This is a genomic window from Sorangium sp. So ce590 (assembly GCF_051521365.1).
Lineage (GTDB): Bacteria > Myxococcota_A > Polyangia > Polyangiales > Polyangiaceae > Sorangium.
Map to the genome: position 1 here is coordinate 3106268 of NZ_CP150346.1, position 25625 is coordinate 3131892.

Here is a 25625-nt window from a genome sequence, read left to right on the forward strand (position 1 = left end):
GTGAGCGGGGAGCTTGGGGCTCAGCGCACCACGGCGCAAGGTAAGCCTCGTCATCGGGCGGGCGGATCTTCTGCGCCGCGCTCGTCCGCAGCCGCGGGCGCGCCGGTGAGGGATGGCGCGGCGGCGAGCGCGTCCCGTGCCCTGCGCCGGAGCACCGGGACCACGCTGCGCAGCTCCGCGAGCACGTCCTCGAGGCCGAGCGAGCCGGCGCCGGTGCGCAGGATCACCACGATGTCGACGCGCTCCGGGAAGAGCTCCGGGAACCTCCGGAATGCCTCCCTGAGCAGGCGCTTCGCACGGTTGCGGGCCACGGCGTCGCCGACCTTGCGCGAGGCGACGAGGCCCAGCCGAAGCGCACCCGGTACGGGAGCGGGGGCGGGCGCCTCGCCCTTCTCCGCGCCGCGAGCGGGCGCGTCGGTGGGGGCCGCAACGAGGATCAGCAGGTGCCGGGTGTTGACGCGATGACCGCCGTTCTGGATGCGAACGAAATCGGCCCGCTTGCGGATGCGGCGCCCGCGGGGGAACGACGAGGGGGGGGACGCCGACGAGCGCGGGCGCGCTGGCGCCGTCACGCTCGAGTTACTTCTTGTAGATGGTGGTCGAGAGCCGGGCGCGGCCCTTGCGGCGGCGGTTGTTGATGATCTTGCGACCGCCGGCGGTCGCCATACGCGCACGGAAGCCGTGGGTCCGGGCGCGGCGGGTGTTATGGGGCTGGTAGGTGCGCTTCATGGCTGGTGGTCCCTTGGCGTTCTGGACCGCGAACGGCGGCGACCTGGCCGCACGTCAAGCGGGCGCGCAAGAAAGCACGACGTTCGGCCCAGGTCAACACCAGACGACGCGGCGCCGCCTTGGTTCGCCGTTCTCTCTCACCTTTCTAGGTACCTGGGTTAGCGTGTAGCCTCCGATCGACCGCGGGGGCCGTTCTAGACGGGCCACAGGAGGGAATTTGACGCGCACCGGAGGACATGTGGGGGAGAAGCGGCACGTGGCTGCGCGGGGCGTCACGCGACGCGCGCTGGGCGTTGCTGCGGCGGGAGCAATGTTCCTGAGCGCGCTCCCTGCCAGCGCACAGACGAGGACGTTCTACCTGGACCGGCTCTACATGGCCGGCGCTCCCGAGGATTCGATCGCGCTCTGGAGGCCGCAGGTGGCGCCGGAGACGCGCTTTTTCGGGCAGTTCGGGCTCGGCTTCGGGCTCAACCCCTTCCGGATCGAGAACATGCTGAACGACGAGCGGTCCGCGCAGCTCTTCAGCAGGAAGCACGGCGCGCCGGTGTCGTCGCAGCTCATCGGGTACCTCAACGGAGGCGTCGAGTTCCTCGACCGCTTCAGCGTCCAAGTGGGGCTGCCGTTCATCGGCTTGCAGACGAGCAACCAGACGAACGACGCGATCATCGCCGGCGCGCAGGACGCGGCGAGCCCGTCGAGCGCCGCGATCATGGACCTGCGGCTCGACGCGCGGGCGGTCCTGTACCGCTCCGACGATCGCTTCTTCAAGCTGGGCGTCAACGCGGCCGCGTGGGTGCCGACGGGCCACAGGTTCTCGTTCGCCGGCGACAAGAGCACGAGCACGCTGATCGGGCTCTCGGGCGAGATCGACCTCAGATCCATGTTCTTCGTTCTCAACACCGGAGTGCAGTTCCGGCCGTACGCCTCGCTCAACGACTTCAACGTGTCGCACGAGTGGCGGTGGGGTATCGGCGGCTTCGTGCCGCTGCGGAACGGGACCTTGCGGCTCGGCGCGCAGATCTTCGGGTCGACCGGCCTCGGTCGGGGCACGACGTTCACCGGGGACAACACCCCGCTCGAGTGGATGGCCGAGGGGCGGCTCGCCCTCGACCAGCGGAAGAAGGCGTGGCTCGGTGTCGGCGGTGGCACGCGCCTCACCGGGGGCTACGCGCCGGATTTCCGGCTGACCGGGGTCCTCGGCTACGCGTTCGGCATCTCGGATGTCGAGCCCATGTCGCCGGGCGCACGCTTCAAGGCGCTCCCGCCGCGCGCCGCGGACACCGACAAGGACGGCTACCCGGACGACATCGATCTCTGCCCGACCGATCCCGAGGACAACAAGCCGCCGAACTCCAGCGACGGCTGCCCGGCGCTGCCCGACCGCGACGGCGACGGCATCCCCGACGTCAGCGACAAGTGCCCGGATGAGCCCGAGGATTTCGACAAGATCAACGACGCCGACGGCTGCCCGGAGGACGACGCCGACGAGGACAAGATCCCGGACGCGAAGGACGCGTGCCCCAAGGAGCCGGGCGAGCCGAGCACCGATCCGGCCAAGAACGGCTGCCCGCAGTTCATCCGCCGCATCACGGGATCGAGCGAGATCCAGATCCTGAAGCAGGTGCAGTTCGCGACGGGCAGCGCGAGGATCCTGCCGAACAGCTACGGCATCCTCGACGAGGTCGTCCGGCTGCTCAAGGTGAACCCCGAGATCGGGCTCGTCGCGATCGAGGGCCACACGGACAACCGCGGGCCTGACCAGCTCAACGAGCGGCTCTCCAACGATCGCGCCCACTCGGTGAGGACCTACCTCATCGAGCGCGGCGGCATCGACCCTGCCCGGCTCACGGCGGCGGGCTTCGGGCCGCGGCGGCCGATCGAGAGCAACAACACCGAGGCCGGGCGCCAGAAGAACCGGCGCGTCGAGTTCCACATCCGGGAGAGCAACACGGGCGGCAACAAGGCCTCCGGCAACACCACCGGCGGCGGCAGTGGCGGTACGGTCACGCCCTAGATGCCAGCGCCGGGCGGCGCGCGCGGGAGCTCTGCTGTGTGCAGTCCTCGCCGCCGCGTGCCGCCCGGACGAGGGCACGCCCTATCGCTGCAGCTGCATCTTCGTCACGGACTTCGACGCCGACGCGAAGCTGGACGTGGAGGTCTGCTCGCCGACCGAGGCCCGCGCCGAGGGCGTCGGACGCGGGTGCGCGCAAACCCACGCGCCCGGCCCGGTGTCCGGCTGCTCCTGCACGAGCGCCCCGGCGCGCGGACCGTGCGAGCTCGGCGCGTGCCGCGCTACCCCAGCAGCGCCCTGAGCTCGTCCGGCGTCGTCACCGGGGCCGAGCACGTTCGCCCGCGGCAGACGTAGGCCACGGCCGCGCCGGAGCGCGCCGGCTTGCCCTCGGCGACGACCTGCGCCGCCGCGGCCGTCTCCGGGCGCGCCGGATCCACGAGGACGATCGCCCGGTTCGGCAGGTAGGTCCCGAACGCCTCGCGCGCGAGTCCTCCAGCCGCTGTCGAGCCCGCCTCACCGACCACGACCACCGTCACGCTGCCGCGCGCGAGGCGGTCGAGCACGCACACGGTCTGGCCGAGCCCGAACGGGTTCTCGAGGGCGGCCGGCGCGAGGGCCTCGAGCTGCCGCTCTGCCGGCGGTAGGTAGCGCTCGTCGGCGATCTCGGCGAGGCGCAGGCAGAGGAGCGCCGCCATTGAGACGGCCGACGGCGCCGCCTGATCGTAGATGTCCTGCGTGCGCGCGATCAGCGCGTCGCCGTCGTCGGGGGTGAAGAAGAACCCGCGCGCCGCGTCGTCCCAGTGGTGCGCGATCATCGCGTCGGCGATCGCGCGCGCGACGCTGACGTAGCGCGGATCGGAGGTGGCTTCGTACAGGTCGAGGGCCGCGTTCCCGAGGTACGCCTGGTCGTCCAGGAACCCCGGCCGCACGTCGCCCGCGCCGCCGCCCTCCGCCTTCGCGCCCGCGGGCGCGCCGTCCTTGAGGTAACGGCCGACGCGGCCGCCGCGGATGAGCTTCTGCTCGAGCACCGCGAAGGCGCGCGCCGCGGCGTCGACCCAGGCGGGCTCATCCAGGGCGCGGCCCGCGTCGGCGAGCGCCCCGAGGAGCAGCCCGTTCCAGCTCGCGAGCACCTTGTCGTCGCGCGCCGGCCGGGGCCTCGCCTCGCGCGCGGCGAGCATCTTGACCCGGGCGCGCGCGAGCGCCTCGCGGCAGCGCTCGAGGTGCGCCGCGGCGTCTCCTCCGGCGCCCCCGTCGAGGACCGCCGCGGCCTGCTCCAGCGTGCGGTGCTGCGAGAGCACCGTCGCGCCGGTGTGCTCGAAGTTGCCCTCCTCCGTGATGCCGAAGACGAGGCGGGCCACGTCGTAAGCGAGCTGATCCTCGCCGAGCGCCGCGCGCAGCTGGTCGAGCGTCCACACGAAGAACTTGCCCTCGCTCCCCTCGGAGTCGGCGTCCTGCGACGCGTAGAACCCGCCCTCCGGGTCGCGCATCTCGGCGAACAGGTAGCCCACGATCTCGCGCGCCGTCTCGGCGTAGATCGGCCTCTTGAACGCGCGGAAGCCGTCGACGTACAGGCGCAGGAGGAGCGCGTTGTCGTAGAGCATCTTCTCGAAGTGGGGCACGAGCCAGCGCTCGTCCGTGGAGTAGCGGTGGAAGCCGCCGCGCAGGTGGTCCCAGATGCCGCCGTCGCGCATCCTGTCCAGCGTGAGCTCGACGCTCTCCGCCGCGGCGCGATCGCCCTCCAGCACGCCGCGGCGTAGCAGCACGTCGAGCGACATCGTGTTCGGGAACTTCGGCCGCGATCCGATGCCGCCGTGGCGGCTGTCGAAGCGCGCGAGCAGCTGCCGCGACGCGCGCCGGAGCAGGTCCGACGAGGCGGGCTCGACGGCGCTCGCCGCCCCGGCGGCGGCGGTCGCCGGCGCGCGCTGCACGCGCTCGATCGCCTGGGTGATCTCGTTCGCCTGGAGCTCGACCTCGTCGCGCCGGCTCCTGTAGGCGTCGGCGACCGCGTCGAGGACCTTCGGGAAGCCGGGCATGCCGTGCTGGTCCTTCGGCGGGAAGTAGGTGCCCGCGAAGAAGGGCCGCTGGTCGGGCGTGAGGAACACCGTCAGCGGCCAGCCGCCGCTCCGGCCCATGAGCTGCACGACGAGCTGGTAGATGTGATCGAGGTCGGGGCGCTCCTCCCGATCGACCTTGATGTTCACGAAGAGCTCGTTCATGCGCCGGGCGATCGCCTCGTCCTCGAACGACTCGCGCTCCATCACGTGGCACCAGTGGCAGGCGGCGTAACCGATGGACAGGAGGATCGGCCTGTCCTCGCGCCGCGCGAGATCGAGCGCCTCGCCCCCCCACGGGTACCACGCGACCGGGTTGTGCGCGTGCTGCAGGAGGTACGGCGACGACTCGCTCGCGAGCCGGTTCGTGGGGGATGCCATGGAGCCCCACCTAGCGCCGGGCGAGGGGGACCGCCAGCCGGGCCGCAGCGGGCTTGGGCGTCTGGGCCAGGCCCGCTCTGGGCTACGCCCGCTCCAGCACGAGGGCGCAGTTGTGCCCGCCGAAGCCCGCAGAGCACTTCAGCGCGTGACGCAGGTCGACCGAGCGCTGCTCGCGCACGACGTCCAGGGAGCAATCCGGATCGAGCTCATCCACGTTGATCGACGGGTGCAGCAGCTGGTCGCGCAGCGAGCACACGACGGCGATCGTCTCCACGGCGCCGGCGCCGCCGAGCAGGTGCCCGATCATCGACTTTGTCGCCGAGATCGGGATGCGCGCGAGGCGCTCGCCGAAGACCCGCCGCAGCGCGAGCACCTCGGCGGCGTCGCCCTGCGGCGTCGAGGTCGCGTGCGGGTTGATGTACCCGATCGCCTCCGGCGCGACGCCCGCCCTGGCGAGGGCGCGCTCCAGCGAGAGCGCGAGCCCGAGCCCGGTCGAGTGCGGCCGCGTGAGGTGCTGCGCGTCCGTGGTCATCCCGAAGCCGGCCACGAGGGCGAGCGGCTTCGCGCCGCGCGCCCGCGCGTGCTGCTCCTCCTCGAGCACGAGCGCGCCCGCGCCCTCGCCCATCACGAAGCCGTGGCGCCGCCGGTCGAACGGGCGGCTCGCGCGCGTCGGGTCGCCGTCGAGGGCCCTGGCGAGCGCCTTCGCGTTGCCGAACCCCGCGACGGTGTTGAGCCGCGTCGCGGCCTCGGCGCCCCCCGCGACCATCACGTCGGCCTCCCCCGCCTCGATCATGAGGGCCGAGGTCGCGATCGAGTGCGTGCCCGTCGCGCACGCGCTCGCGAGGTTGTACGACGGCCCCATGAGCCCGTAGCGCATGGCGATGAGCGCCGCCGCGCCGTTCGGCATGACGCCCGGGATGAAGTAAGGCGACACGGCCCTCGGGCCGCGCGCCGCGCTCCGGGCGATCTGCTCCTCGAAGATATCGACGGAGCCCATCCCGGTCGACATCAGGCACCCGATCCGGGTCCGGTCGAGGCCGCCGCCGCCCGGCGCCTGGGCGCCCTCTGCCGCCTCGTGGTCCGCGGCGGGCGCGCGCTCGATCGGCGCGATGCCCGCCTCGCGCAGCGCCTCCACCGCGGCCGCGAGGCTCAGGTGGGTCACCCGGCCGTAGATGTCCGCCTCCTTGGGCGACAGGTACTTTCCGACGTCGAACTCCTTCACGCTGGCGGCGATGTCGCTGCGGAGCTTGTCGACGGGGAAATCGCGGATGAAGTCCACGCCGGACCGACCGGCGAGGAGGTTTTGCCAGGTGGTCTCGACGTCGTTGCCCAGCGGGCAAACGGCGCCGATCCCGGTCACGACGACCCGCCTTCGCATCGGACTGCTCGTGCTCGCTTCAGGGAGGGGGAGAGGGTTCAGGGCGGGCCGGGGGACGGTTCAGGCGGACAGCGCCTGCGGACCGGCGTCGTTCAGGTTGGGAGCGGCCGCGAGGCTCTCGAGCGACGTGTCGCGGCGGCGCTCTGCGCCGTGGCGCAGGTCGAGCGCGGCGCGCTGGGCGGCGAGCATCTCGTGCCGACCCACCCCGAGGTACTTGAGGATCGGCATGTAGACCTTCTGGATGAACACGTTCCGATCGACGCCGGCCTCGCGCATCTTCAGGATGCGCGAGTCGTAATCGGGGACGATCCCGACGCCCGGCATCTCGAAGTTCGCGAACACGTGCGCCATGTCGGCGAGCGTCCCCTGCCGGTCCTCCTCGAGCAGCACCTTGATGACGCTCTGGTAGAAGCGGCAGTGGGCGATCTCGTCGCGGGCGATGTAGTCGTAGACGGCTCGCAGGCACTCGTCGTTCTCGCCCGCCGCCCGCTCCCGGTGCTTCACGTAGATGACGAACGTCGCCATCTCCTGCACGCAGCCGTAGAAGGTCATCTGCCGCGGCGTGTGGAACGGGAGATCCCACTTCTTCGCGAAGAGCTGGTGCTGCAGATCGGCGAGCTGCTCCTCGGTGCGCTTGCCCGACCGCAGGAGGTACTGCATCAGCGTGAGCGAGTGCTTCGACTCCTCGTAGGCCCAGTTCGCCTGGAACCACGCCTGGCCGAAGTAGCTGCGCACGAGGTTGATGCCGTTCGACACGTAGTCGGGCAGGTACATCTCGACCGAGCAGAAGGTCTCCGCGCAGAGCGCGAGCTCCTCGCTGGCGTCCTTGTTCACGCGATCCCAGGGGATGTCCTCGAAGAGGTTCCAGCGGCGCTCGCGCTCCGCCTTCTCGAAGAAGGTCATGTACTCCTGGAAGATCTGCTCCTCGAGCCGGCTCATGCGCCCGCCTCCAGCCGCTCTCCGACCTTCTTGCAGAGGTCGCCCACGGTGATGAGCTCGACCAGATCTTCGTCCGGGATCATGATCCCGAGCTCGGTCTCCATCTCTCCGACGATCTGCATCATCGAGAGCGAGTCGATGCCGAGCTCCGTGATCACCGACGCCGCGGTGACGCTGGGGAACTCGCGCCTGTCCACGCGAGCGGCAACCGTCTTGAACATCTCGAGCAGATTGGTCTTGTCCGTCATGGTTCAGTCGATCCTGCGAAGCTCGTATTGAGCGAGGGAGCTGTAGTGCTTGTCGAACGCGTTCACGCACGTCGACAGGTAACGATCGTAGTCGTCGAAGACCTTGTCCCCCCACGTCGACCGGATGGTCTTCTCGTTCAGCCGGAGCCGGCGGAGCCACTCCGCGGTGGTGCGCTGGTAGTGCTCGCGCCGCGTGTTCACCTGCATCACCTCCCAGTAGGGGTTCGCCGCCTGGATGATGTCCTCGAGCCGCGGGTTCAGGCCGCCGGGGAAGATCTCCCGGGTGACGAAGTAGATGTCCTCGAGGTCCTTCCTCGTGCCGGCCGGGAGCCCGCCCCACGGCGTCATCCGCGGCGTCCGGTTGCGGAGGATGGTCTGGAGGCCGAACCAGGCGCCCTGGTTCGTGAGCTCCCAGGCCTTCTTGAAGTACGCCCGGTAGATGTCGATCGCCTTGCCCTGGCGCGCCTCCTCCGGCGAGCACAGGTGGTCGATCATGCAGATCGAGATGAGGCTGTCGAACCGCTCGGACGTCGTGAAGGTCCGGAAATCCCCGCCGACCACCTCGACGCCGGGGAGCTTGCGGGCGTTCACCTCGGCGGCCTGCGCGGTGGACAGGGTGACGCCGACCGCGCGCTTCACGCCGCGCGCCGTGGCCACGTACTCGAGCGCCGCGCCCCACCCGCAGCCGATGTCGAGGACCTTCTTCTCGGGCCCCGCCTTGGCGAAGTCCGACAGGATCCGGAGCTTGTTCAGCTGCGCGGCCTCGAGCGACTGCTCGGGGGACTCGTAGACGGCGCTCGTGTAGTTCATGCGCTCGTCGAGCCACAGCCTGAAGAACTCGTTCGAGACGTCGTAGCTGACCTCGACCTCGGCCTTACTGGATCCCATCGATGACTCCTTCGACACGTGCCGGGGCGCCGCCCGCGCGGCCCCCTTCGTTTCGCGCCGCCGCTCCGCTCGTGCGGACCACGTCGGCATGGGGGGAGGGCGTGATGCCCTCGTCAACGTCCGAGGCGACCTCGAGCTCGCCGGCCTCGAATCGCCGCTTCATCTCGCGGCGCCGCACCTTGCCGCTCGACGTCTTCGCCAGCGTCCCCCGCTTGATGAGCGCGATCTCGGACAGCTGGACGCCGATCTGGGCGCGCACGGCCTGGGTGATCGCCTGCGCGACGCCGCCCGCGCCGCGCTTGGCCTCGGCGACGACGACGGCCCGCTCGGCGCCCGACGCGGTGAGGCACGAGAACGCCACGCAGTGGCCGTCGCGCACCCCCTCCACGGAGGACGCGACGCGCTCGATGTCCTGGGGGAAGTAGTTCTTGCCGCCGAGGATGATGAGATCCTTGGAGCGGCCGCAGAGGTACACCTCGCCGGCGACCGTATAGCCGAGATCGCCGGTCCGCAGCCAGCCCCCTCCGAACGCCGCCTCGGTCGCCTCCGGCTCGTTGAAATAGCCGGCGGCGACGCTCGGGCCGCGCACCCAGATCTCGCCCACCTCGCGCTCGCCGAGCGGCGCGCCGTCGGGCCCCACGATGGCGAGCTCGTGGCAGGGGAGGGGACGGCCGCAGGAGACGAGCTCCAGCGACGCGCCGCCGTTCGCGGGCCGCGCCTTCCCCGCCTGCATCGCCTTCGCGTCCACGCGGTCGGTGGTGAGCGGGGCCGTGAGGTCGCTGAAGGTGATCGCCAGCGTGGCCTCGGCCATGCCGTACGAGGGCAGGATGCTCTCCGGGCGGAGCCCCTGCTTGCGGAAGCGATCGAGGAACGCGCCGAGCACGTCGGCCTGGATCGGCTCGGCCCCGCACCCGAGCGCGCGCAGACACGAGAGATCCCACTGGCCCGCCTGCGCCTCGGTGACGGCCCGCGTCGCGAGGGCGAAGGCGAAGTTCGGGGCGAAGGTGATCGTGCCGCGGAACCTGTGGATCGCGTCGAGCCAGAGCGAGGGGCGGCGGATGAACGCCGTCGTCGGCAGGAACATCACCGGCACGAGCGCGTAGAGCGGCGCGATGACGAAGCCGATGAGCCCCATGTCGTGGTAGAGGGGCAGCCAGCTGACGCCGCGATCTTCCGGGGTGGAGCGCAGCCCGTCGAACATGATCGCGTGGCTGTTCACCGTCAGGTTGCGGTGGGTCACCATCACGCCCTTGGGCCGCGAGGTGCTCCCCGACGTGAACTGCAGGAACGCGAGGTCGTCGAGGGACACCCGCCAGGGCTCCGCCGCGTCCGACGCGTCGAACCCCTCGGGCTCGCGCAGGTCGCGCTCCAGGACGACGCGCAGCCCCGGCAGGGCGGCTCGGCCCTCGCTGCTCGAGGCGAGGTAGGCGTCGATCATCTCCTTGAGCTGCTCGTTCGTGACGAGCACGCTGGCGCCGGACGCCTCGAGGATGTGCTGCACCGTCTCGCTGTACGCCTCGAGCTTGGCCAGCGACTGCGGCGGATACATCGGGACCGCGACGATGCCGGCCGTGAGCGCTCCCACGAAGGTCAGGACGAACTCGTCGGCCTCGGTCAGGATCAGCGCCACGCGGTCGCCCTTGGCGAGCCCGAGCTTGCGAAGCGCGTGGGCCCGGCGCCGCGCCTCGAGCCAGAGCTCGGCGTAGCTGATCGCCCGCTCCTCTCCCGAGCTGCGAACGAACCGGATCGCTCGATCGGCGTGCACCGAATTTTGCTGGAGGACTTCGACGAACGTTCGCATGGCTCTCTGGTGGCTCAGGCCGAACGGACGTAGGTGTCCGTCCGACAAGGACGCCCCTGGCTTGAGTGAGCGCAGCCATAAGCGAAATTCGGGCCAGGGCAAACCGAAAACAATGAAATCCAAGGTTTGAGCCTGATTCCGCCGCTCGGGCGCATGAGTCAGCCTGACGCTGGCGTCCTGGGTGACGAAAATCCGTGCGCAGAGTGCGTCGAATATTCGTCACATCGCCCCCCGTGTGCGAATCGGAATTCGCGTGGCGCTGGCGGTAGGCCATGTCGGTGCACAAAAAGCGAAGAGGCGCCGGTCTCCCGGCGCCTCTCTGTCTCACGCGCGATGTCGCCGGCTACTCGCCGTCTTCCATGCCGGGCATGCCCGGCATGCCGGGCATGCCCATGTGGCCAGCCGCCTCGTCCTCGTGGGGATTGCCCCCCTGCTTGTCGTCCTTCTTCTCGGACTTCTCGAACCGCTTCGCGTCCGCGAGGGCCCAGTCGGCCGACCACGACGAGAGCACGTAGATCGTGCCGTCGCCGCCTTCTTTCACGGCGTAGCGGCTCGACGCCTTCGCGGTCTTACCCACCTTGATGGTGAAGTCGCCCGCGTTGTCCTTGAGCTTGATCGTGATGGTGCCGCCGTTCGTGGTCGGGGCGTCGAGCCCGGTGTCGGCCTCGGACTTGCCGTCGCCGAAGTCCTCGGCGCCGAGGCCCTTGAAGGCGCGGAGCAGGTCCTTCACCTTGTCCGCGTCGAACTTCGCCCACTTCGCGGAGGCCGCGCCGAGCTTGCCGCTCTTGTCGCGCGGCGCGAACGTGCCGGCCCACTTGTCGTCGTTCTTCGAGAAGCTGAACAGGCCGTTCTTGTTCTCCACCGAGACCTGGATCGCGTTCTCGTCCTCGAACTTGAGGATCGAGTTCTCGCGCCAGTTCTTCGCCTCCCGCGTGTAGAGGTAGCTCGAGTAGCCGCCCGCGACGTAGACGCCGTCCGTGCCCTCGACCCGCGCCATCTGCCCGCGCGACCCGCTCTTGCCGAAGTACAGGTCGAGCGCCTTCTCGTCGCCCTTGTGCGCGACAAGGCGGACCGCCTTCTCGTCGGTGAGCTCGTACTGGCCGTAGGTGCCGCTCGTCCTGTCGATCACCTCCTTCAGCTTGAGCTCCTTCATGTTGTCGAGGAGGCTCCGCACGTTCGCCGCGTTCGCCTTCGCGTTCACGGGCTTCGTGACCTCCCACGTCTCGCCCTTCTTCTCGAGCGTCACGTCGGACTTGTCGGCGTTCTTGATCGAGATCTTCGTGATCTTCTCGACGTCTTCCTTCGAGATCCCGACCTTGGGCAGATCCGCCGTCGCGGCGGTCACCGAGTGCGCGGCGAGCTGGTCCTTCTGCCGCTTCTGCGTGAGGTACACGCCGACGCCGAGGAGCGCGAGGACGACGAACGCGATGTAGATTTTGTGCTCGGTCTTCATGGCTCTTTCACCCCAGGGGGCCCTGGCTCAGTCGAGCGTGATGTTCTCGCGTGCGCTCTCGCGCCGCCGCCACCGGACGAGGCCGAACGCGGCGAAGAAGACCGCCGGCAGGAGCGTGAGCGTCCACTGCACGCGCTGCTGCACGGTCTTGCGCTGCGCCCGGTACTCCTCGGTCTTCTTGGCCAGCGTGGCCTCGTCGTCCGTGGCGTCCTGCTTCGGCTTCTCGACGTCGGCGTAGGTCAGGTTTGTGTCACCGAACATCTTCGCGGTCGCCGCGAGCAGCGTGCTGTCCCCCGCCATCCAGTCGAGGGTGTTCTTGAACGTCAGGATGGTGGCGGTCAGGTACTTCTGCGCGTAGGGCTGCGACAGCATCAGGAGATCCTCGTCTCCGCCCATCCCGCCCATCATCTGCATCTGCGGCGGCATGGGGGGCGCGTTGCCGGCGCGGGCGAACGGGTTCGCGAGGAACTGCGACGCCGAGAGCACGAGGATCCGGCTCCGGTCCGCGCTCTCCGCGGGCGCACTGATCCCGAGCCCCTCCTGGCCGCCGAAGGCGCTCTTGAGCTTGCCCTCGACCGTCACCGCGATCGCGCGCTGCGCGTACTCGCCCTTCGGCTTCCAGTCGGCCGAGAACTTCATGTCGACGGCCTCGGACGTGTCGACCGTGGTCTTCGGGGTCGAGCGCGCGACGACCTTCATCGTCGCCTCGGGCTGCTTCTCCGGGTGCGGCACGAGGGTCGACGGGAAGGGGAAGGCGAGCTCGGGGAGGCGGAAGAAGCCGGGGAACGACGAGTCGAGGATCTGCTCGTTCTCCTCGAAGCGGCTGTCCTCCTGGAGCTGGAGGATGCCCGGCGCGCGGAACCACATCATCTGGCCCGACTGCGTCTGGACCGGGATGGCCATCGAGCGGCTCCAGTCGAGGATCGCCTCCTTCTTCATCTCGACGCCGTAGCCGTCGAGCAGCTTCTCGAGGCCCCAGGTGTTCAGCGTCGCCTTCATCGACGGGTCGGACGCCTTGAGGTTCACCGCGCCGGCGAACACCGCGAGCGACTTGTTGCCGAGCATCAGGAACTGGTCGACGCGGCGCAGCTCCTTCTCGGTGAACTCCTTGCCCGGCTGCGTGATGACGAGGCCGGCGAGCTCCTTGTTGACCTCGGCGTCGCCGCCCTTCAGGTCGACGTCCTCGAACTTGTAGAACGGGAAGTGGTGCTCGAGCAGCGCCCGCATCGACGGGCCGCCCCGGCCGCCCTGCGACGCGACGAGGTTCGGGTCCGTGAGCTTGATCTCGTCCTTGCCGGTCACGACGCCGATCTTTGTATCGATGCCGTCCGCCTTGTCGCGGATCTCCCGGATGGTGTTCGTGATCCAGAACTCGAGGCCCTGCCCCTGGTCGGGCGAGAGCATCGGGATCGCCTCCTTCTCGCTGCCGTACTTGAAGGCGATGCCCATGAACCCGCGGGTGATCGTCGCCTGGTCCTGGCCGGTCTCGCTCCCCTCGCCGAACGCGGCCTCCTGCAGGCCCGCCTCCTTGGCGGCGGTGCGCTGCTCATCCGTCTTCGCCTCGATGAGCGCGTAGTGGAGCTTGCCGTTGGAGGCCTGCTCGTACTCGTTCATCAGGTCGGTGAGGTCCTGGATGAACGCCTCGTGCTTCGGGAGCCCCCGGGTGACGTAGACGTCGATCTGGAGATCCTGCTTGAGCCCCTCGCGGACGAGGTGGGCCGAGCCCTTCGAGAGGGTGAACCTCTCGGCCTTCGTCATGTCGAAGCGCTTGTAGACGCCGAGCGAGATGACGTTGGCCGCCACGAGGATGGCGGCCACGATGGCCAGATAGACGCCTGTCTGCGTCGCGGCTTTGGCTTTGCGTTCCATGGTTAGTCCTTACGCCCACTTCCTGCGCTCGAGCGCCCTGAACGCGGCCATGAGGCAGCCTGCGGTGATCGAGAGGAAGAAGACGATGTCGCGGGTGGACACCATGCCGCGCGCGAACGGCGTGAGGCGGGTGTCGAAGCTGATGAAGGAGAGGACGTCGCGGAAGGCCGACGGGGCGTAGTCGGCGAAGTTGTCCACGCCGTGCAGGAAGGCGAGCACCAGGAAGGTGATGAAGAAGGCGATCACCTGGCTGTCGGTCAGCGACGAGATGAGGAGGCCGATCGAGACCGCCGCCGCGCTGTAGAGCACGAGGCCCACGTAGCCCGCCACCACCGGCCCGCTGTCGAGCGCGCCGAGGTGCCAGGGCCACATGAACATCATGATCGGGTAGAGGATGGTCGAGAAGACGAGCACGAGGACGAGCCCCCACGCCCCGAGGAACTTGCCGAGGACGACCTCGTGGTCCTGCACGGGCAGGGTGATCAGCATCTCGAGCGTGCCGCTCCGCTTCTCCTCGGCGAGGAGGCGCATCGTGATCACGGGGATGATGAGGAAGGAGAGCCCTATCGGCGCCCACGAGAACAGCTGCACGAGCGAGGCGCGGTCCGCCTGCCAGAAGCCGCCGTTCATGAAGAAGAAGATGACGCCGAGCGCGATCAGCCCGAAGCAGATCACGACATAGGCCAGGGGGGAATCGAAGTTGGAGCGGAACTCCCGCTTCGCGATGGTCAGGGTGGTGCTCATACCGTTCAGCCCTTCTTCTTGGCCGGCGCTTCGTCGTCGGCGCCTCCGTCCTCGGCGCCGTCGCTCTTCGCCTCGTCGCTCTCGTCGCCGGCGCTGTCCTCGTCCTCGTCGTCCTCGTCGTCCTCGTCGTCCTCGGCGTCGTTTTCGTCATCGAGGTCGTCGGTGATCAGGGCGCGGCCGCGGTCCTTGCGCTCGTCGCCGCGCGTGAGCGCCTTGAACACGTCCTCGAGGCTCTGCGAGTCGCGCCGCATCTCGAGGAGGAGCCAGCCCTTCTGCACGATGAGCTGGAAGAGCTCGGGCCGGACGTCGCCGCCGAGCGCGCCGAGGAGCTGGAAGCTGTGGGCGTTGTCGTCGGTCGGCAGCTCGGTGACGCTCGTGACGCCGGGCAGCCCGGCGAGCGCCTCCTGGACCTCCTGGGCCGTCGGGGGCTTGCGCGCGCCCGACCGGTAGCCCTCGCCGCCCTCGAAGACCTTCTTCTCGTGGACGGTGACCACGTACCGGACCTTCCCGCTCTTGGAGCGGATCTCGTCGAGGGGGCCGTCGGCGACGACGCGCCCCTTGGAGACGATGATGGCGCGGGCGCAGGCGGCCTCGACCTCGGAGAGGTTGTGGGTGGAGAGGAGGATCGTCCGCTCCTTGCCGATCTCCTTGATGTAGCGGATGACCTCCGCCTTCTCGTTCGGGTCGAGGTCGCTCGTCGGCTCGTCGAGGATGAGGATCGGCGGGTCGTGGACGAGCGCCTGACCGAGGCCGACGCGCTGGCGGTAGCCGTGGGAGAGGGTGCCGATGTCCTTGCCGAGCACCTGGGCGAGGCCGCACACCTCGACGATCCCCTTCATCCGCTTCTTGAAGAGCGACGGGTCGAGCCCGCGCATGTCGGCGACGAACGACAGGTACTCCCAGACGTTCATCTCGCCGTAGAGCGGGGCGCGCTGGGGCAGGTACCCGAGCTTGCGCCGGACATCGAGCGGGTCGTCGAAGACGTCGTAACCGTGAACGCGCGCCGTCCCGGCCGACGCCGAGATGAAGCAGGTGAGGATGCGCATCGTCGTCGACTTGCCGGCCCCGTTCGGTCCGAGGAAGCCGACGACCTCGCCGCGATGGACCTCGAAGCTCACCTTGTCGAGCGCGCGCAGCGACCCATAGCGCTTGGTCAGCGAGCTCGCCTCGATCATCACATCGCTAGCCAAAATGACCTCCTTAGATGGTTCCTTGAGAAGCGGAGCGGGTGCTCCGCGGTTCGCCCCTGGGCGATCCCCCCCGCCCTGGCGGGCGGCCGCGCCGTCGTGACGCCCTGGATCGCCCATTACCCAGGCGAATGGCGGCGCCATCGTAGCGACGGGTGGATCTGTGTCAACAGCGCCGACCCGAAGCGGTTGAGCCGCGGGTTTATTCCCGGCCGGCGGGCCTTGCACGGGGCGTGGTGGTTCAGGGGTTCCACGGTCGGGGTTGGGGTGGCGGCGGTGCTTCCGGTGCCTGGCCTGGGCGCGCTGTGCTCGTCTGCTCCGCGGTGCTTTCGCGTGCGCTGCGGCGCTGTCGCGTGCTCCGCGAAGCTGTCGCGTGCTCCGCGAAGCTGTGGAATTTCCTCTTGACCCGGGCGTCCACGTTGGACTAGTTGGCCACACCTCGCGTGAGCCTCATCGTCCAGAAGTTCGGCGGCACGTCCGTCGGGTCCATCGAGCGCATCCAGCGGGCGGCCGCGCGGGCGCTCGCCACACAGCGGGCCGGTCATGACGTCGTGGTCATCGTGAGCGCGATGGCCGGCGAGACGAACCGGCTGCTCAAGCTGGCGTCGGACATCGCGCCCGTGCCTGACGCGCGGGAGATGGACGCGCTGGCGGCGACCGGCGAGCAGGTCTCGGCGGCGCTGATGGCGATCGCGATCCAGGCGCTGGGGGGCCAGGCGCGGAGCTTCCTCGGTCACCAGCTGAAGATCCTGACGGACAGCGCCTACACGAAGGCGCGGATCAAGGCGATCGACGCCCAGCGGCTGCACGAGGCGCTGGCGGCGGGGAAGATCGCGGTGGTCGCCGGCTTCCAGGGCGTGGACGACGCGGGCAACATCACGACGCTCGGGCGCGGCGGCAGCGACACGAGCGCCGTGGCGATCGCCGCGGCGGTGGGCGCCGAGTGCGAGATCTACACGGACGTCGACGGCGTTTACACGACGGACCCGAACATCTGCAAGACGGCGCGGAAGATCGAGCGGATCAGCTACGAAGAGATGCTGGAGCTCGCCTCGCTGGGCGCGAAGGTCCTTCAGATACGGAGCGTGGAGGTTGCGATGAAGTATGGTGTCCCGGTGCACGTGCGGTCGTCGTTCTCGGACGTGCCGGGCACGTGGGTCGTCGGCGAGGAGCAGTCGCTCGAGAGCGTGACGGTGACGGGCGTGGCCCTCGACCGGAACGAGGCGCGGGTGATGCTGGTCGGCGTCGACGACAAGCCGGGCGTCGTGGCGCAGATCTTCGGCGCGCTGGCCGAGGAGAACATCAGCGTCGACATGATCATCCAGAACGCGCCGAGCTACGGCCTGGAGGCGCGCGGCGCGTCCGGCGAGGTGAGGGCCGACGTGACGTTCACGGTCGGCAAGGCGGATCTTCCCCGGGCGAAGGTCGTGATGGAGAAGATCGCCGGCGGCGTGGGCGCGGTGGGGATCCGTTACGAGGAGGACATCGTGAAGGTGTCGATCGTCGGCCTCGGGATGCGCGCGCACGCAGGCGTGGCGGCGCGGATGTTCCAGCTGCTCGCGGCGGAGGCGATCAACATCCAGGCGATCTCCACGAGCGAGATCAAGATCTCGTGTCTGGTCGGGACGAAGTACGCTGAGCTCGCCGTCCGTGCGCTGCACGATGGCTTCGGGCTCGGCGCCAAATCGTAACGAAAATCGTGCTACCGTCGTAGCGCGCTCGCCGTGAGCGGCCGCCGACACTGTCGGTGAGGCTGCTCGCGGCGCGTTGCGTTATGGCGTCGCGATCGCTCCGTGAGGAGCGCACGGCGTTGTTTTTGTCGTCGTGGGGGGTCGCATGCGTAGCAGGGATGTCGAGCTGCTGTGGCGAGGCGCGCTCTGCGCGGTGGCGCTTTCCATGAGCGCCGGCGGGTGTCAGCCCGCGAGGGGAACCGCAGCCTGCCGACGGGGCCTGGGCGGCCGGGAGGGGCCACGAGCGGGGCGGAGGCGAGCGCTGGCGAGGTGGTGAAGCTCAGCTCACCCACCGAGAAGGATTTCCATCACGCGTGGGGCGGAGTGAAGGTCCGGCTGGAGGGAACGCTCTCCCCGGTGCTCCGGACCGATACCATGGGCGAGCAGACCGTCGCGGGGGCCCATGGGAATATCCACCTCAACAGCGGACCCGAGGGCGGGCTCGTTCATGTGGGCAACGAGGCCTATTACATCGGCGGCGCGCAGAGCGCTTGCCACGAGGGACCGGTCTACTCGGATGTGAACGTCGTGTTCAATCGAGTCGACGGTTTCATTCATAACAACTCCTGTATCTGGAGCTTGCAGCCGGCGAACAAGTGCACGGACATCGATCCGCCGAGCGAGGACTGCATCGCGGAGGAGTCGATGTGCCCCTGACGCTGTACACCGTGCCTCGTTTGCGTGCTGTCCCGACCTCCCTCACGGCGCCAGCATCAGCACCTTCACCTGGCTCGGCACGACCCTCATCCCCGGGCAGTTCGTGCTGTTCTGGAGCGACATGCTCGTCAGCCTGCTCGCCGGCATCCCGCGGATCAGCACCGTGAAGGCCCCGGTCAGGTGGCGGCTCGGCCCCATCACCGTGCCCGACGCGACGCCCATCGCGACCCCGGCGTTGTCCCCGTTCGTCAGCGGGATCGTCGTCGCCAGGTTGTGGGCCGGCGCGGCCATGAACAGCACGTTGTAGACCGCGGGCACCCCCATCGGGCCGGCGGCGATGTTCGGGTAGGGCACGGGCACCGGCGCGGGCGAGGGCGTCAAGCACACGTCCGGCAACCCCAGGTCGATGCCCATCATCTGCGTGTTGGCAAACATCGCTTCCTCTGCTCCCGTTCAGCTCAACCGAGGTGGATCTGCGCGCCGTCGAGCTTGACCAGCTCCTCGGCCGTCACGAGGGTGTTCTCGCCGCGCAGGCTCATGTTCTTCTTTGCCACGTAGTCGACGCGCTCCGCCCGGAGCTGCTCGAACTCCTCGACGAAGCGGTACACCCGCTTCAGCCGCTGCGTCACCCGCTCCACGGAAGCGTCGAACGCCGCCGCCTTCACCTTGACCTTGTCGATCTCGGCCTGCACCGCCGTCCCGAGGTACGACAGGCTCTCCACGAAGACGCTGCCGAGGCGCGCGTTGACCTTCAGCTCGCCGGCCACCACCCCCACCTCCTTGCCGGACGCGAACGTCACGCCCTCGGCGGCGCCGACGACGAACCGCCCTCTGGGCAGCTTCACGTGCAGATCCCCTTCGAGCACCAGGCTGACGTCGCTGCCCTGCCGCTCCAGCACGGCCAGGATGTACGCGCCGCGCTCCGGCAGCACCGAGACGAGCACCACGTCGCCGGCCATGGGCTCGACCATGCAGCTCACCGCGCGACGTGCCTCGATCTCGGCGGCGCCGGAGGCCACCACGAACGCACCGCCCTCCGCGCGCACAACGCGCCCCGCCTCCTGGTAGGCAGCCTCGGGCTCGATCTCCTCAATCTTCGCGAGCTTCTCGATCTTCGCGAGCTTCCTCGCAACGTTGTTTCGCATCACGCCTCCCGCGCCGGCTCAGCCGGCCTTGCCTCGAAGCTTGTCCTGCCAGGCCTCCGCCTCGGCGAGCGGCTCGTCATCGCCCAGGGCGAGCGCGCGGCCGGTGAAGACGGCCCCCTCGTCCCGCGTCCGGTGAAGGCGCGCCCGGAAGAGCGCGGCCCCCGTGAAATCCGCCCCCCGGACGTCGGCGTGGGAGAAGTCGGCGTACGTGAGCTCCGCGCCCGGGAACCGGGCGCGCTCGCAGCGCGCGCGGTGCCAGAGGCTCTGCTCGAGGCTGGCCCTCGAGAGATCGGCGCCCTCGAGCTCGGCGTCGACGAAGATCGCCTGCTTGAGCCGCGCGCCGCGGAGGCTCGCGCCGCTCAGGTCGGCCTCGACGAAGATCGCGCCCTCCGCCCTGGCGTCGTCGAGCCGCGCGCCGGTGAGCTTCGCACCCTTGAAGCCGCACTGCGTGAGGGTCGCGCCGGTCAGGTTCGCGCCGGTGAGATCCGCCTCGGTGAACTGGCTGAGGGTGAAATCGAGCCCCGAGAGATCCATGCCCGCGAACCGGCTGCCGATGAAGATGACGCTCCGGCAGCGCGCCCCGGCCAGCGCGACCGTCGTCATGTCCGCCTTGATGAGGTGCGTGAACTCCAGCCGAGCGCCCGAGAGATCCAGGTGCGCCACGTTCGCGTCGACCAGCACCGTGCGATCCAGGCTCGCGCGCGCGAGCCTCGCGCCTGCGAAGCCCGACTGCGCGAACGCCGCGATGATCAGATCCGCCTCCGAGAGATCGGCGCACGACAGATCGGACGCGGCGACCTGCGCCGCCGCCCAGCTCGTCCGGACCAGCTTCGCCCGCGCGAGCACGCACCGGTGCATCGCCACATGGTGCAGGTTGGCGCCGGTCAGATCCGCCTCCCTGAAGTCGCACGCGGTGAGGATCGACTCCTTGAACGAGGCCCCGGCGAGGCGCGCCCCCTGGAAGCTCACCTGCTCGAAGAGCCCGCCCGAGAGGTCGGCGCCGCTCAGGTCCTGCCCGTCCAGGCAGGCGCCCGAGATCGTCTCGCCGCCCTGGATCGCCGCGATGAGCTCAGCCCTGTCCACGTTGCCTCCGCGGCACGAACCGCACCTCCCGGACGTTCGCCTCCTCGAAGCGCGTCCGCTCGTCGCCGAGCACCTTCGCGAGATCCGCGCGGAAGAGGTTGGCCCCGGTGAAATCGGCGCCCATGAGCTTCGCCTTCTGGAGGACGCCCAGCATCAGATCGGCATACGTCAGATCCGCGTCCGACAGCTCGGCTCGGATGAACCGCGCCTCGCGCGCCGCGATCCAGGCCATCCTGGCGCCGCGCAGGTCGCAGTCGCTGAGGTCGCTGCCGTTCATCTGCGCCTCGGTGAAATCGGCGCCGGCGAGGCTCGCCCCCCGGAGGTTCGCGCCGCTCAGCGTGGCGCCGCGGAAGTCGGCGCCGTCGAAGGCGCACGCCTTGACCATGCGCAGGTTCTCCGCGAAGGCGCCCCGGAACACGGCGCCTCGACCCTCCGACGAGAAGAAGGCCGTCGAGATCAGCCGGGCGCCCGAGAGATCGACGCCGCCGAGCTTGCACTCGATGAAGGTGGACCGCGAGAGATCCGCGCCGGTGAGCTTCGACCCCGCGAGATCGACCCGCAGCAGCGTGAGCAGCTGCGCCAGCGCGTCCGAGAAGTCGTTGTCGCCCAGGGTGGCCTCGGAGAGGTCGGCCAGGGTGAGCTCCGCGCCCCGAAACGATGCCCCCGTGAGGTCCGCCCGGTAGAGCACGGCGCCGGAGAGGTCCGCGCCGGAGAGGTCGGCGCCCCGGAGCGTCGAAAGCCCCAGGTTCGCGTCCTCGAGCCTCGCGCCCCGGAGCGCGGCCCGGCAGAGGTCGGCGTGCGCGAGGACCGCCCGTTCCAGATCGGCGTCCTCGAGGTCGGCGTCCGCGAGGCTCGCGCCCTCGAGCAGCGCGCCGGTGAGGATCGCCCCGCGGAGATCGAGGCCGGAGAGGTCGGCGCCGGTCAGATCGCGGCCGGCGAGCGAGCGCCCCGCGCGATGCGCTTCGATCACCTCGTCGCGGAGGCGCCGCGCGGCCTCGCCGGCGAGCCGGCCGGCCGCGGGGCCGAAGTGCGCGGTCTGCCGGTATCCCTCCAGCACCTGCGCTTCCATCTCGGCGAGCTTCCGATCGAAGGCGGGATCGGCGAGCGTCTCCTCGAGCGCGGTGTCCGGATAACCCGCGTTCGCGAGCAGCGCCGCGAGATCCTCCAGCCGCTCGCGCTCGGCCTTCGCCGAGAACTTCGGCGGGCCGGCGGCCTGCTTCATCGCGTCTGCCGCCAGCGCGTCGTAATCCATCCCGGCCGCGGCGTAGGCCGCGCGCGCCTCGGCTTCAGCGCTCGCCCGGCGGCCCTCCGCCTCGGCCCGCTCCCGCTCTGCGCGCGCCTCCAGCGCCTCGACGAACGGCCCCAGCTCCTCGATGTCGGGGATGACCTCGTCCACGGCCGGCTCCTCGGCCTGCTCCAGACCGAACTGCGCCGGGTCGAGCCCGAGCTCCACGACGGTCGCGTGCGCCTTTCGGCGGTTCGCCTCCGCCCTGCGCCGCGCGCCGTCCTGGAGGTTCTTCCGGAGGAGATCGTCGCTCTCCAGCAGCCGCTCGACGTCGGACTTGTCGCGCGGCGGCCGCGCTCCCGAGGGCAGCGGCGGCAGGAGATCGCCGTCGCGCAGGGCCGCGAGGTGCCCCGCCTTGGGGTCGAGCCGCTGCCTCAGCACCTCGCGGTAGTGCTCCTCGGCCCTCGGCTCCCCGAGCGTCTCTGCGCCGATCACGATCTGCAGCACGTCGGCCGCGTCGTCCTCGTCGACGAGCGCGATGCCCCGGAACAGGAGGACCCCGCGCTCGGCGTGAGGAAAGAGGTGCACGGTCTCGAGGTGCATCGCGATCTCGCTGAACGTCTCCGTCTCCCCGCTCTTCCGGTTCATGAACGCGCGCGTCGCGATCCCCGGCAACGCCGCCTCGATCACCGGCTTTTCCGGGTGCATGTGCTCCAGCACCATCGGCTCGTCGCCCCGGAAGAACCCCTGGATCTGCTGGTCCTCCGGCGCGGCGTTGAACATGCCGAGATCGGTGTCCTCGGCGAAGCCGGGGAACCGCTCCTTGAGCCACTTCTGGTCGTACGTGCCGATCTTGGCGAAGCGCTGCGGCCACATGAGGTCGATCGGGCCGAAGCCCGCGGGCGCAGGTCGATCGCCCGGCGACGTGATCAGCGGCTTCGGCAGCTCGATGTTCGGGAGCGGGTGGGTCTCTCCCGCCTCGGTCTCGATCGGCTGGGCCCCCTTGCCCACGGGGTTCGGCGCGAACCCCGGGCCGCCGAAGGCGCGCTCCCAGACGATGGGCATCGAGGTGAACGGCTCCGGCTCGGTGGGGACGCCGCGCCGCCACGTCCTGTCGCCGATGACGTAGAGCGTCTTGTCCACCGCGCCGAGCCGCGCCCTCACCGCGCAGGCCGGCGCCCGGCCCTCGCGCGGGTAGGCTCGCCCGGAGATCAAGAGCTCTCCTCTCGGCTTGGGCATGCCCATGTCGAGCACGGCGTCCCTGCCGAGCTCGGCCGCGGTGAACTTCCACAGATCGATCTCGGACAGCAGGGCTGCTCCGGGGTCGAACGAGAAGAAGGCCAGGACGGTGACCGACAGATAGCAGTCGCTGCCGTCCTCGAAGACCCTGTGGAGGAGGCCGAGCTTCTGGGGCTTGATCGTCTTCATGGGAAAGGGAGGCGCGCCGCGGGAGCGCTGGCCCACGGCCCCCGTGCCGAGGGGAAGCGAGGCCGTGGGGCCAGCCGAGGATCAGGGGCGCCGCGGGCCATGCCGCGGCGGCACTGTCACCGAGCCGCCCGCGTCCGTCAATGCGGCGGCCGGAGACCCGGCAGGGTTCCGGCGCGCGCCGCTACGCCTGCGCCATCGCCGCGGCGAAGCGCAGGAGCCCCTCGCCCCAGCCGCCGAGGATGTACGTGCGATCGTAGAACTCGGGCACGAGGGTGTCCTGGTAGCCGGCGACCTGCACGAGGAACACGCGCACGTCGCGGTGCACGCGCGCGCGGTACGCCGCGACGAGCTTGGCCACGTCGATGTACTGCTCGTTCCAGGCGAAGTCCGCGTAGTCCTTCGGTCGCTTACCGTAGAGGCCGCCGTGGCCGGCCTGCATGTCGCTCAGCACGAACACCGCGTCCCAGCGCTGCCGCTCGCGGATGGCGCGATCCCAGAACAGCCACACGCCGTTCTCGGTCGCCGTGCCGATCGTGCGGGCGATCTGCTCGGCGCGGTCGAGCTGTGAGAACACGCTCTCTTTCCTGCGCACGGCGAAGCTCTCCAGCCGGTCGCCGAACACGCCGAGGTGCCCGTCGTCGGCGCGCATCCCGGCCACGACGCCCGTGAGGTTCGCGATCGTGGAGATCCGCATCGTGCCGAGGCTGCTCGTGGTCGTGCCCTGCGCCGAGCCGCTGTTGTCAGAGAGCACCATCACCCGCCCGGGGAAGAACGGCACCTGGCCGAGGGAGCGGTGCAGGCACTGCTCCACCGCGTCCAGCACGGCGCCCGGCGCGCAGGCCTTCACCGCCTGATAGGCGCTGTAGTACCGGAAGGGCAGCTGCTTGCCCTCGGCGGCCGTCGCGACGAGCTTCGGCAGGAACACGTCGGTCGGCACGCCCGCCTCGATGAGGTTGCGCAGGTTGCGCAGCAGGGCCATGTGGCCCATGGCCGGCAGCGCCTTGCGCCACGCGCACCGGTTCGAGCCGCGGGCCGAGACGATCGCCTCCCAGGTGCGGCCTGTCGCGCGGAGCGTGCCCTTCGCGAGGCGGTCGACGCTCGGGCTCTTCGGGTGCACGAGGTTCACGACGTCCACGGTCTTGCTCCCCTTGCCCTCGAGGCGGTACTTCGCGAGGGCGTGATCGTCGAGGCGCTGCAGCGCGTCGCGCAGCGCGCGCTTCAGCGCGTTCGGCACCGGCTTGCCGAACCGGTAGAGCTGGTACGCGAGGGCGACCGCCGGCTCGTCCGCGCGCTTCAGGATGCCCGGCGCGAACCGGCGCACGAGGCCGGTTCCGCGGACCGAGGCGGTGTTCGCCGCGCGCACGAGGATGACCTGGGGCGTCGTGCGCAGGTGCTCCTCCTCGCGCAGCCGCGCCGCCTCGGCGAGCGTCGCCTCCGGATCGGCCGCGAGCGCCTCGTCGATGGCCCGCTCGATCAACGCCGCCGGCGAGAGCGCGCGCCACTCGGCAGGATCCACGGCGCCGAGCGTCTCGCGCAGGCGCCTCACCTCCGCGTCCGAGAGGCGGGCGCTGTCTTCCGCCTTCTTCCTGGTCTTCGCCGGGCGCGGGTCCGCCGGGTCGCGGTGGTAGTACATGGGCTCGCCGAAGAAGCACGACGAGGCCGCGAGGCGGAGGCGCTTCAGCGGATCGGCGATGTCGTAGGAGCGCCCGCCCATCCAGTTCAGGTGGGAGGCGCCGTCGCGCTGAGCCTTGCGCTTGAGATGCTGAAAGAAAGCCATGAGGACACCTCCTTCCTCGACGCACGCGCGGCGAGGGGTCGAGAGATCGGGCGCAGCGCGGAGGATGGTGGTCACGGGGGTTGTCGTTGTTGGACGAAGGAACCGTGACGCTCACTGCCGCGCTGCGCCCTTGTGCCAGAGGCGGGACTCGAACCCGCGACCTCGTCCTTAGGAGGGAAGTAACCCCGGTTCTCACTGCCGGCGCTCATCGCGCCGGAGAACACCGTCCGGAGTTGTTTGCGCGCTCTACCGCTGAGCTACTCTGGCGTGGACGCTGAGGGGGTATTGCAGGGAGGATGCCAGCCGGCCTCGGGCGGGGATTTCCGCGAGGAGCCGTGGGGGACGAGCGCGGGGCCAGGGGGAGGCCTATCCTGGAGGATAAATTTGTAGATGGGGGGATAGAGAGGTGGGCGCGCCGCCGCGCGGGCACGGGCGAGCTGCGGCCGGCGGAGCTCCCGCCGTCCGGCCGGCGGCGTGCGGTGGGGCCGGGGGTTGGGTGTATCGAGGGCGGACGGCCGGGGGTGGGGCCGGCGCGGCGCCGGCCGGATGGCGCGCAGGGGGCCGGGAGGTCGCGACCGCGGCGGGCGCTCGTGACGAGCGAGCGCGGAGGTCGCGACCTGGCGCGCCGCATCTTTTCGACGGAACTGCGAGGTCGCGACCGATGGCTCAGCATAATTTTGAAGGAATTGCGAGGTCGCGACCTGGCGCGCCGCATCTTTTCGACGGAACGGAGAGGTCGTGACCTATCGCACGGCATGATTTCGACGGAACTGCGAGGTCGCGACCTATCGCACGGCATGATTTCGACGGCGCGGAGAGGTCGGGACGTGTCGCAGTGCATGATTTCGACGGCGTGGAGAGGTCGGAACGTGGGCGGGGGCTGTGAGACGAGGGGGCGGCC

20 protein-coding genes and 1 tRNA gene are annotated in these 25625 nt (G+C 70.0%); 3 read left to right on the forward strand and 18 right to left on the reverse strand.

What is annotated here, in order from left to right; translation table 11 throughout:
• Window positions 1–50: 50 nt before the first annotated feature.
• Both rnpA and rpmH read right to left on the reverse strand, forming a co-directional pair.
• Window positions 51–572: a ribonuclease P protein component gene (rnpA, locus tag WMF28_RS11880; protein ID WP_437602303.1), complete on the reverse strand. Its 522-nt coding sequence runs from the start codon at window positions 570–572 to the stop codon at window positions 51–53.
• 7 nt (window positions 573–579) lie between these two features.
• Entirely contained in the window at window positions 580–729 is a 150-nt protein-coding gene (gene rpmH / locus WMF28_RS11885) for a 50S ribosomal protein L34 (protein WP_437490053.1), read from the reverse strand.
• A 310-nt stretch (window positions 730–1039) separates the two neighbouring features.
• On the opposite strand from rpmH, the gene WMF28_RS11890 reads away from it, so the two are divergent.
• The gene (locus tag WMF28_RS11890; RefSeq protein ID WP_437602304.1) at window positions 1040–2743 is read left to right on the forward strand and encodes an OmpA family protein; all 1704 of its coding nucleotides are present in this window, start codon (window positions 1040–1042) and stop codon (window positions 2741–2743) included.
• Between the two features lie 278 nt (window positions 2744–3021).
• Here WMF28_RS11890 and WMF28_RS11895 read toward each other — a convergent pair whose 3' ends face one another.
• The 10 genes from WMF28_RS11895 to WMF28_RS11940 form a co-directional block, all read right to left on the reverse strand.
• Window positions 3022–5172: a thioredoxin domain-containing protein gene (locus tag WMF28_RS11895; RefSeq protein WP_437602305.1), complete on the reverse strand. Its 2151-nt coding sequence runs from the start codon at window positions 5170–5172 to the stop codon at window positions 3022–3024.
• Window positions 5173–5254: 82 nt separating this feature from the next.
• Window positions 5255–6550 (reverse strand): beta-ketoacyl-[acyl-carrier-protein] synthase family protein, encoded by a 1296-nt coding sequence (locus WMF28_RS11900; RefSeq protein ID WP_437602306.1) that lies wholly within the window; start codon window positions 6548–6550, stop codon window positions 5255–5257.
• 60 nt (window positions 6551–6610) lie between these two features.
• The gene (locus tag WMF28_RS11905; protein ID WP_437602307.1) at window positions 6611–7489 is read right to left on the reverse strand and encodes an acyl-ACP desaturase; all 879 of its coding nucleotides are present in this window, start codon (window positions 7487–7489) and stop codon (window positions 6611–6613) included.
• The gene (locus WMF28_RS11910) at window positions 7486–7737 is read right to left on the reverse strand and encodes an acyl carrier protein (RefSeq protein WP_437602308.1); all 252 of its coding nucleotides are present in this window, start codon (window positions 7735–7737) and stop codon (window positions 7486–7488) included. The genes WMF28_RS11905 and WMF28_RS11910 overlap by 4 nt, the downstream gene beginning before the upstream one ends.
• Before the next feature lie 3 nt (window positions 7738–7740).
• Entirely contained in the window at window positions 7741–8625 is an 885-nt protein-coding gene (locus WMF28_RS11915; protein ID WP_437602309.1) for a class I SAM-dependent methyltransferase, read from the reverse strand.
• Window positions 8612–10426, reverse strand: coding sequence for a fatty acyl-AMP ligase (locus tag WMF28_RS11920; RefSeq protein ID WP_437602310.1), 1815 nt, complete (start codon window positions 10424–10426; stop codon window positions 8612–8614). The genes WMF28_RS11915 and WMF28_RS11920 overlap by 14 nt, the downstream gene beginning before the upstream one ends.
• Window positions 10427–10769: 343 nt before the next feature.
• Window positions 10770–11879: a DUF4340 domain-containing protein gene (locus WMF28_RS11925; protein ID WP_437602311.1), complete on the reverse strand. Its 1110-nt coding sequence runs from the start codon at window positions 11877–11879 to the stop codon at window positions 10770–10772.
• Window positions 11880–11906: 27 nt separating this feature from the next.
• A complete protein-coding gene (locus WMF28_RS11930) occupies window positions 11907–13748 on the reverse strand; it encodes a GldG family protein (protein WP_437602312.1) in 1842 nt (613 codons plus the stop codon).
• A gap of 9 nt (window positions 13749–13757) precedes the next feature.
• Complete coding sequence (locus tag WMF28_RS11935) at window positions 13758–14492, reverse strand: ABC transporter permease (RefSeq protein ID WP_437602313.1); 735 nt, start codon at window positions 14490–14492, stop codon at window positions 13758–13760.
• 5 nt (window positions 14493–14497) lie between these two features.
• Window positions 14498–15682 carry an ATP-binding cassette domain-containing protein gene (locus tag WMF28_RS11940; protein WP_437602314.1) on the reverse strand — a complete coding sequence of 395 codons (1185 nt, stop codon included), beginning with the start codon at window positions 15680–15682 and terminating at the stop codon, window positions 14498–14500.
• A 440-nt stretch (window positions 15683–16122) separates the two neighbouring features.
• On the opposite strand from WMF28_RS11940, the gene WMF28_RS11945 reads away from it, so the two are divergent.
• Window positions 16123–17370, forward strand: a complete 1248-nt coding sequence (locus WMF28_RS11945; protein ID WP_437602315.1) for an aspartate kinase — start codon at window positions 16123–16125, stop codon at window positions 17368–17370.
• A gap of 219 nt (window positions 17371–17589) precedes the next feature.
• Window positions 17590–18066, forward strand: a complete 477-nt coding sequence (locus WMF28_RS11950) for a hypothetical protein (RefSeq protein WP_437602316.1) — start codon at window positions 17590–17592, stop codon at window positions 18064–18066.
• Between the two features lie 42 nt (window positions 18067–18108).
• Here WMF28_RS11950 and WMF28_RS11955 read toward each other — a convergent pair whose 3' ends face one another.
• From WMF28_RS11955 to WMF28_RS11980, 6 genes are all read right to left on the reverse strand, one after another.
• Window positions 18109–18501 (reverse strand): DUF4150 domain-containing protein, encoded by a 393-nt coding sequence (locus tag WMF28_RS11955; protein ID WP_437579845.1) that lies wholly within the window; start codon window positions 18499–18501, stop codon window positions 18109–18111.
• 23 nt (window positions 18502–18524) lie between these two features.
• Window positions 18525–19211 (reverse strand): DUF3540 domain-containing protein, encoded by a 687-nt coding sequence (locus WMF28_RS11960; protein ID WP_437602317.1) that lies wholly within the window; start codon window positions 19209–19211, stop codon window positions 18525–18527.
• Between the two features lie 18 nt (window positions 19212–19229).
• A complete protein-coding gene (locus WMF28_RS11965) occupies window positions 19230–20294 on the reverse strand; it encodes a pentapeptide repeat-containing protein (RefSeq protein WP_437602318.1) in 1065 nt (354 codons plus the stop codon).
• Window positions 20281–22947: a DUF2169 domain-containing protein gene (locus tag WMF28_RS11970; protein WP_437602319.1), complete on the reverse strand. Its 2667-nt coding sequence runs from the start codon at window positions 22945–22947 to the stop codon at window positions 20281–20283. Before WMF28_RS11970 ends, WMF28_RS11965 begins: the two co-directional genes overlap by 14 nt.
• Before the next feature lie 181 nt (window positions 22948–23128).
• The gene (locus WMF28_RS11975) at window positions 23129–24724 is read right to left on the reverse strand and encodes a TROVE domain-containing protein (protein ID WP_437602320.1); all 1596 of its coding nucleotides are present in this window, start codon (window positions 24722–24724) and stop codon (window positions 23129–23131) included.
• A 133-nt stretch (window positions 24725–24857) separates the two neighbouring features.
• Window positions 24858–24991 (reverse strand) — tRNA-Arg (locus WMF28_RS11980).
• Between the last annotated feature and the right edge of the window lie 634 nt (window positions 24992–25625).

What these genes read in the sequence shown, in the direction of transcription:
- rpmH (WP_437490053.1), bottom strand. Translation starts at nt 729, where the DNA reads ATGAAGCGCACCTACCAGCCCCATAACACCCGCCGCGCCCGGACCCAC.
- WMF28_RS11890 (WP_437602304.1), top strand. Translation starts at nt 1,040, where the DNA reads ATGTTCCTGAGCGCGCTCCCTGCCAGCGCACAGACGAGGACGTTCTAC.
- WMF28_RS11895 (WP_437602305.1), bottom strand. Translation starts at nt 5,172, where the DNA reads ATGGCATCCCCCACGAACCGGCTCGCGAGCGAGTCGTCGCCGTACCTC.
- WMF28_RS11900 (WP_437602306.1), bottom strand. Translation starts at nt 6,550, where the DNA reads ATGCGAAGGCGGGTCGTCGTGACCGGGATCGGCGCCGTTTGCCCGCTG.
- WMF28_RS11905 (WP_437602307.1), bottom strand. Translation starts at nt 7,489, where the DNA reads ATGAGCCGGCTCGAGGAGCAGATCTTCCAGGAGTACATGACCTTCTTC.
- WMF28_RS11910 (WP_437602308.1), bottom strand. Translation starts at nt 7,737, where the DNA reads ATGACGGACAAGACCAATCTGCTCGAGATGTTCAAGACGGTTGCCGCT.
- WMF28_RS11915 (WP_437602309.1), bottom strand. Translation starts at nt 8,625, where the DNA reads ATGGGATCCAGTAAGGCCGAGGTCGAGGTCAGCTACGACGTCTCGAAC.
- WMF28_RS11920 (WP_437602310.1), bottom strand. Translation starts at nt 10,426, where the DNA reads ATGCGAACGTTCGTCGAAGTCCTCCAGCAAAATTCGGTGCACGCCGAT.
- WMF28_RS11925 (WP_437602311.1), bottom strand. Translation starts at nt 11,879, where the DNA reads ATGAAGACCGAGCACAAAATCTACATCGCGTTCGTCGTCCTCGCGCTC.
- WMF28_RS11930 (WP_437602312.1), bottom strand. Translation starts at nt 13,748, where the DNA reads ATGGAACGCAAAGCCAAAGCCGCGACGCAGACAGGCGTCTATCTGGCC.
- WMF28_RS11935 (WP_437602313.1), bottom strand. Translation starts at nt 14,492, where the DNA reads ATGAGCACCACCCTGACCATCGCGAAGCGGGAGTTCCGCTCCAACTTC.
- WMF28_RS11955 (WP_437579845.1), bottom strand. Translation starts at nt 18,501, where the DNA reads ATGTTTGCCAACACGCAGATGATGGGCATCGACCTGGGGTTGCCGGAC.
- WMF28_RS11960 (WP_437602317.1), bottom strand. Translation starts at nt 19,211, where the DNA reads ATGCGAAACAACGTTGCGAGGAAGCTCGCGAAGATCGAGAAGCTCGCG.
- WMF28_RS11970 (WP_437602319.1), bottom strand. Translation starts at nt 22,947, where the DNA reads ATGAAGACGATCAAGCCCCAGAAGCTCGGCCTCCTCCACAGGGTCTTC.
- WMF28_RS11975 (WP_437602320.1), bottom strand. Translation starts at nt 24,724, where the DNA reads ATGGCTTTCTTTCAGCATCTCAAGCGCAAGGCTCAGCGCGACGGCGCC.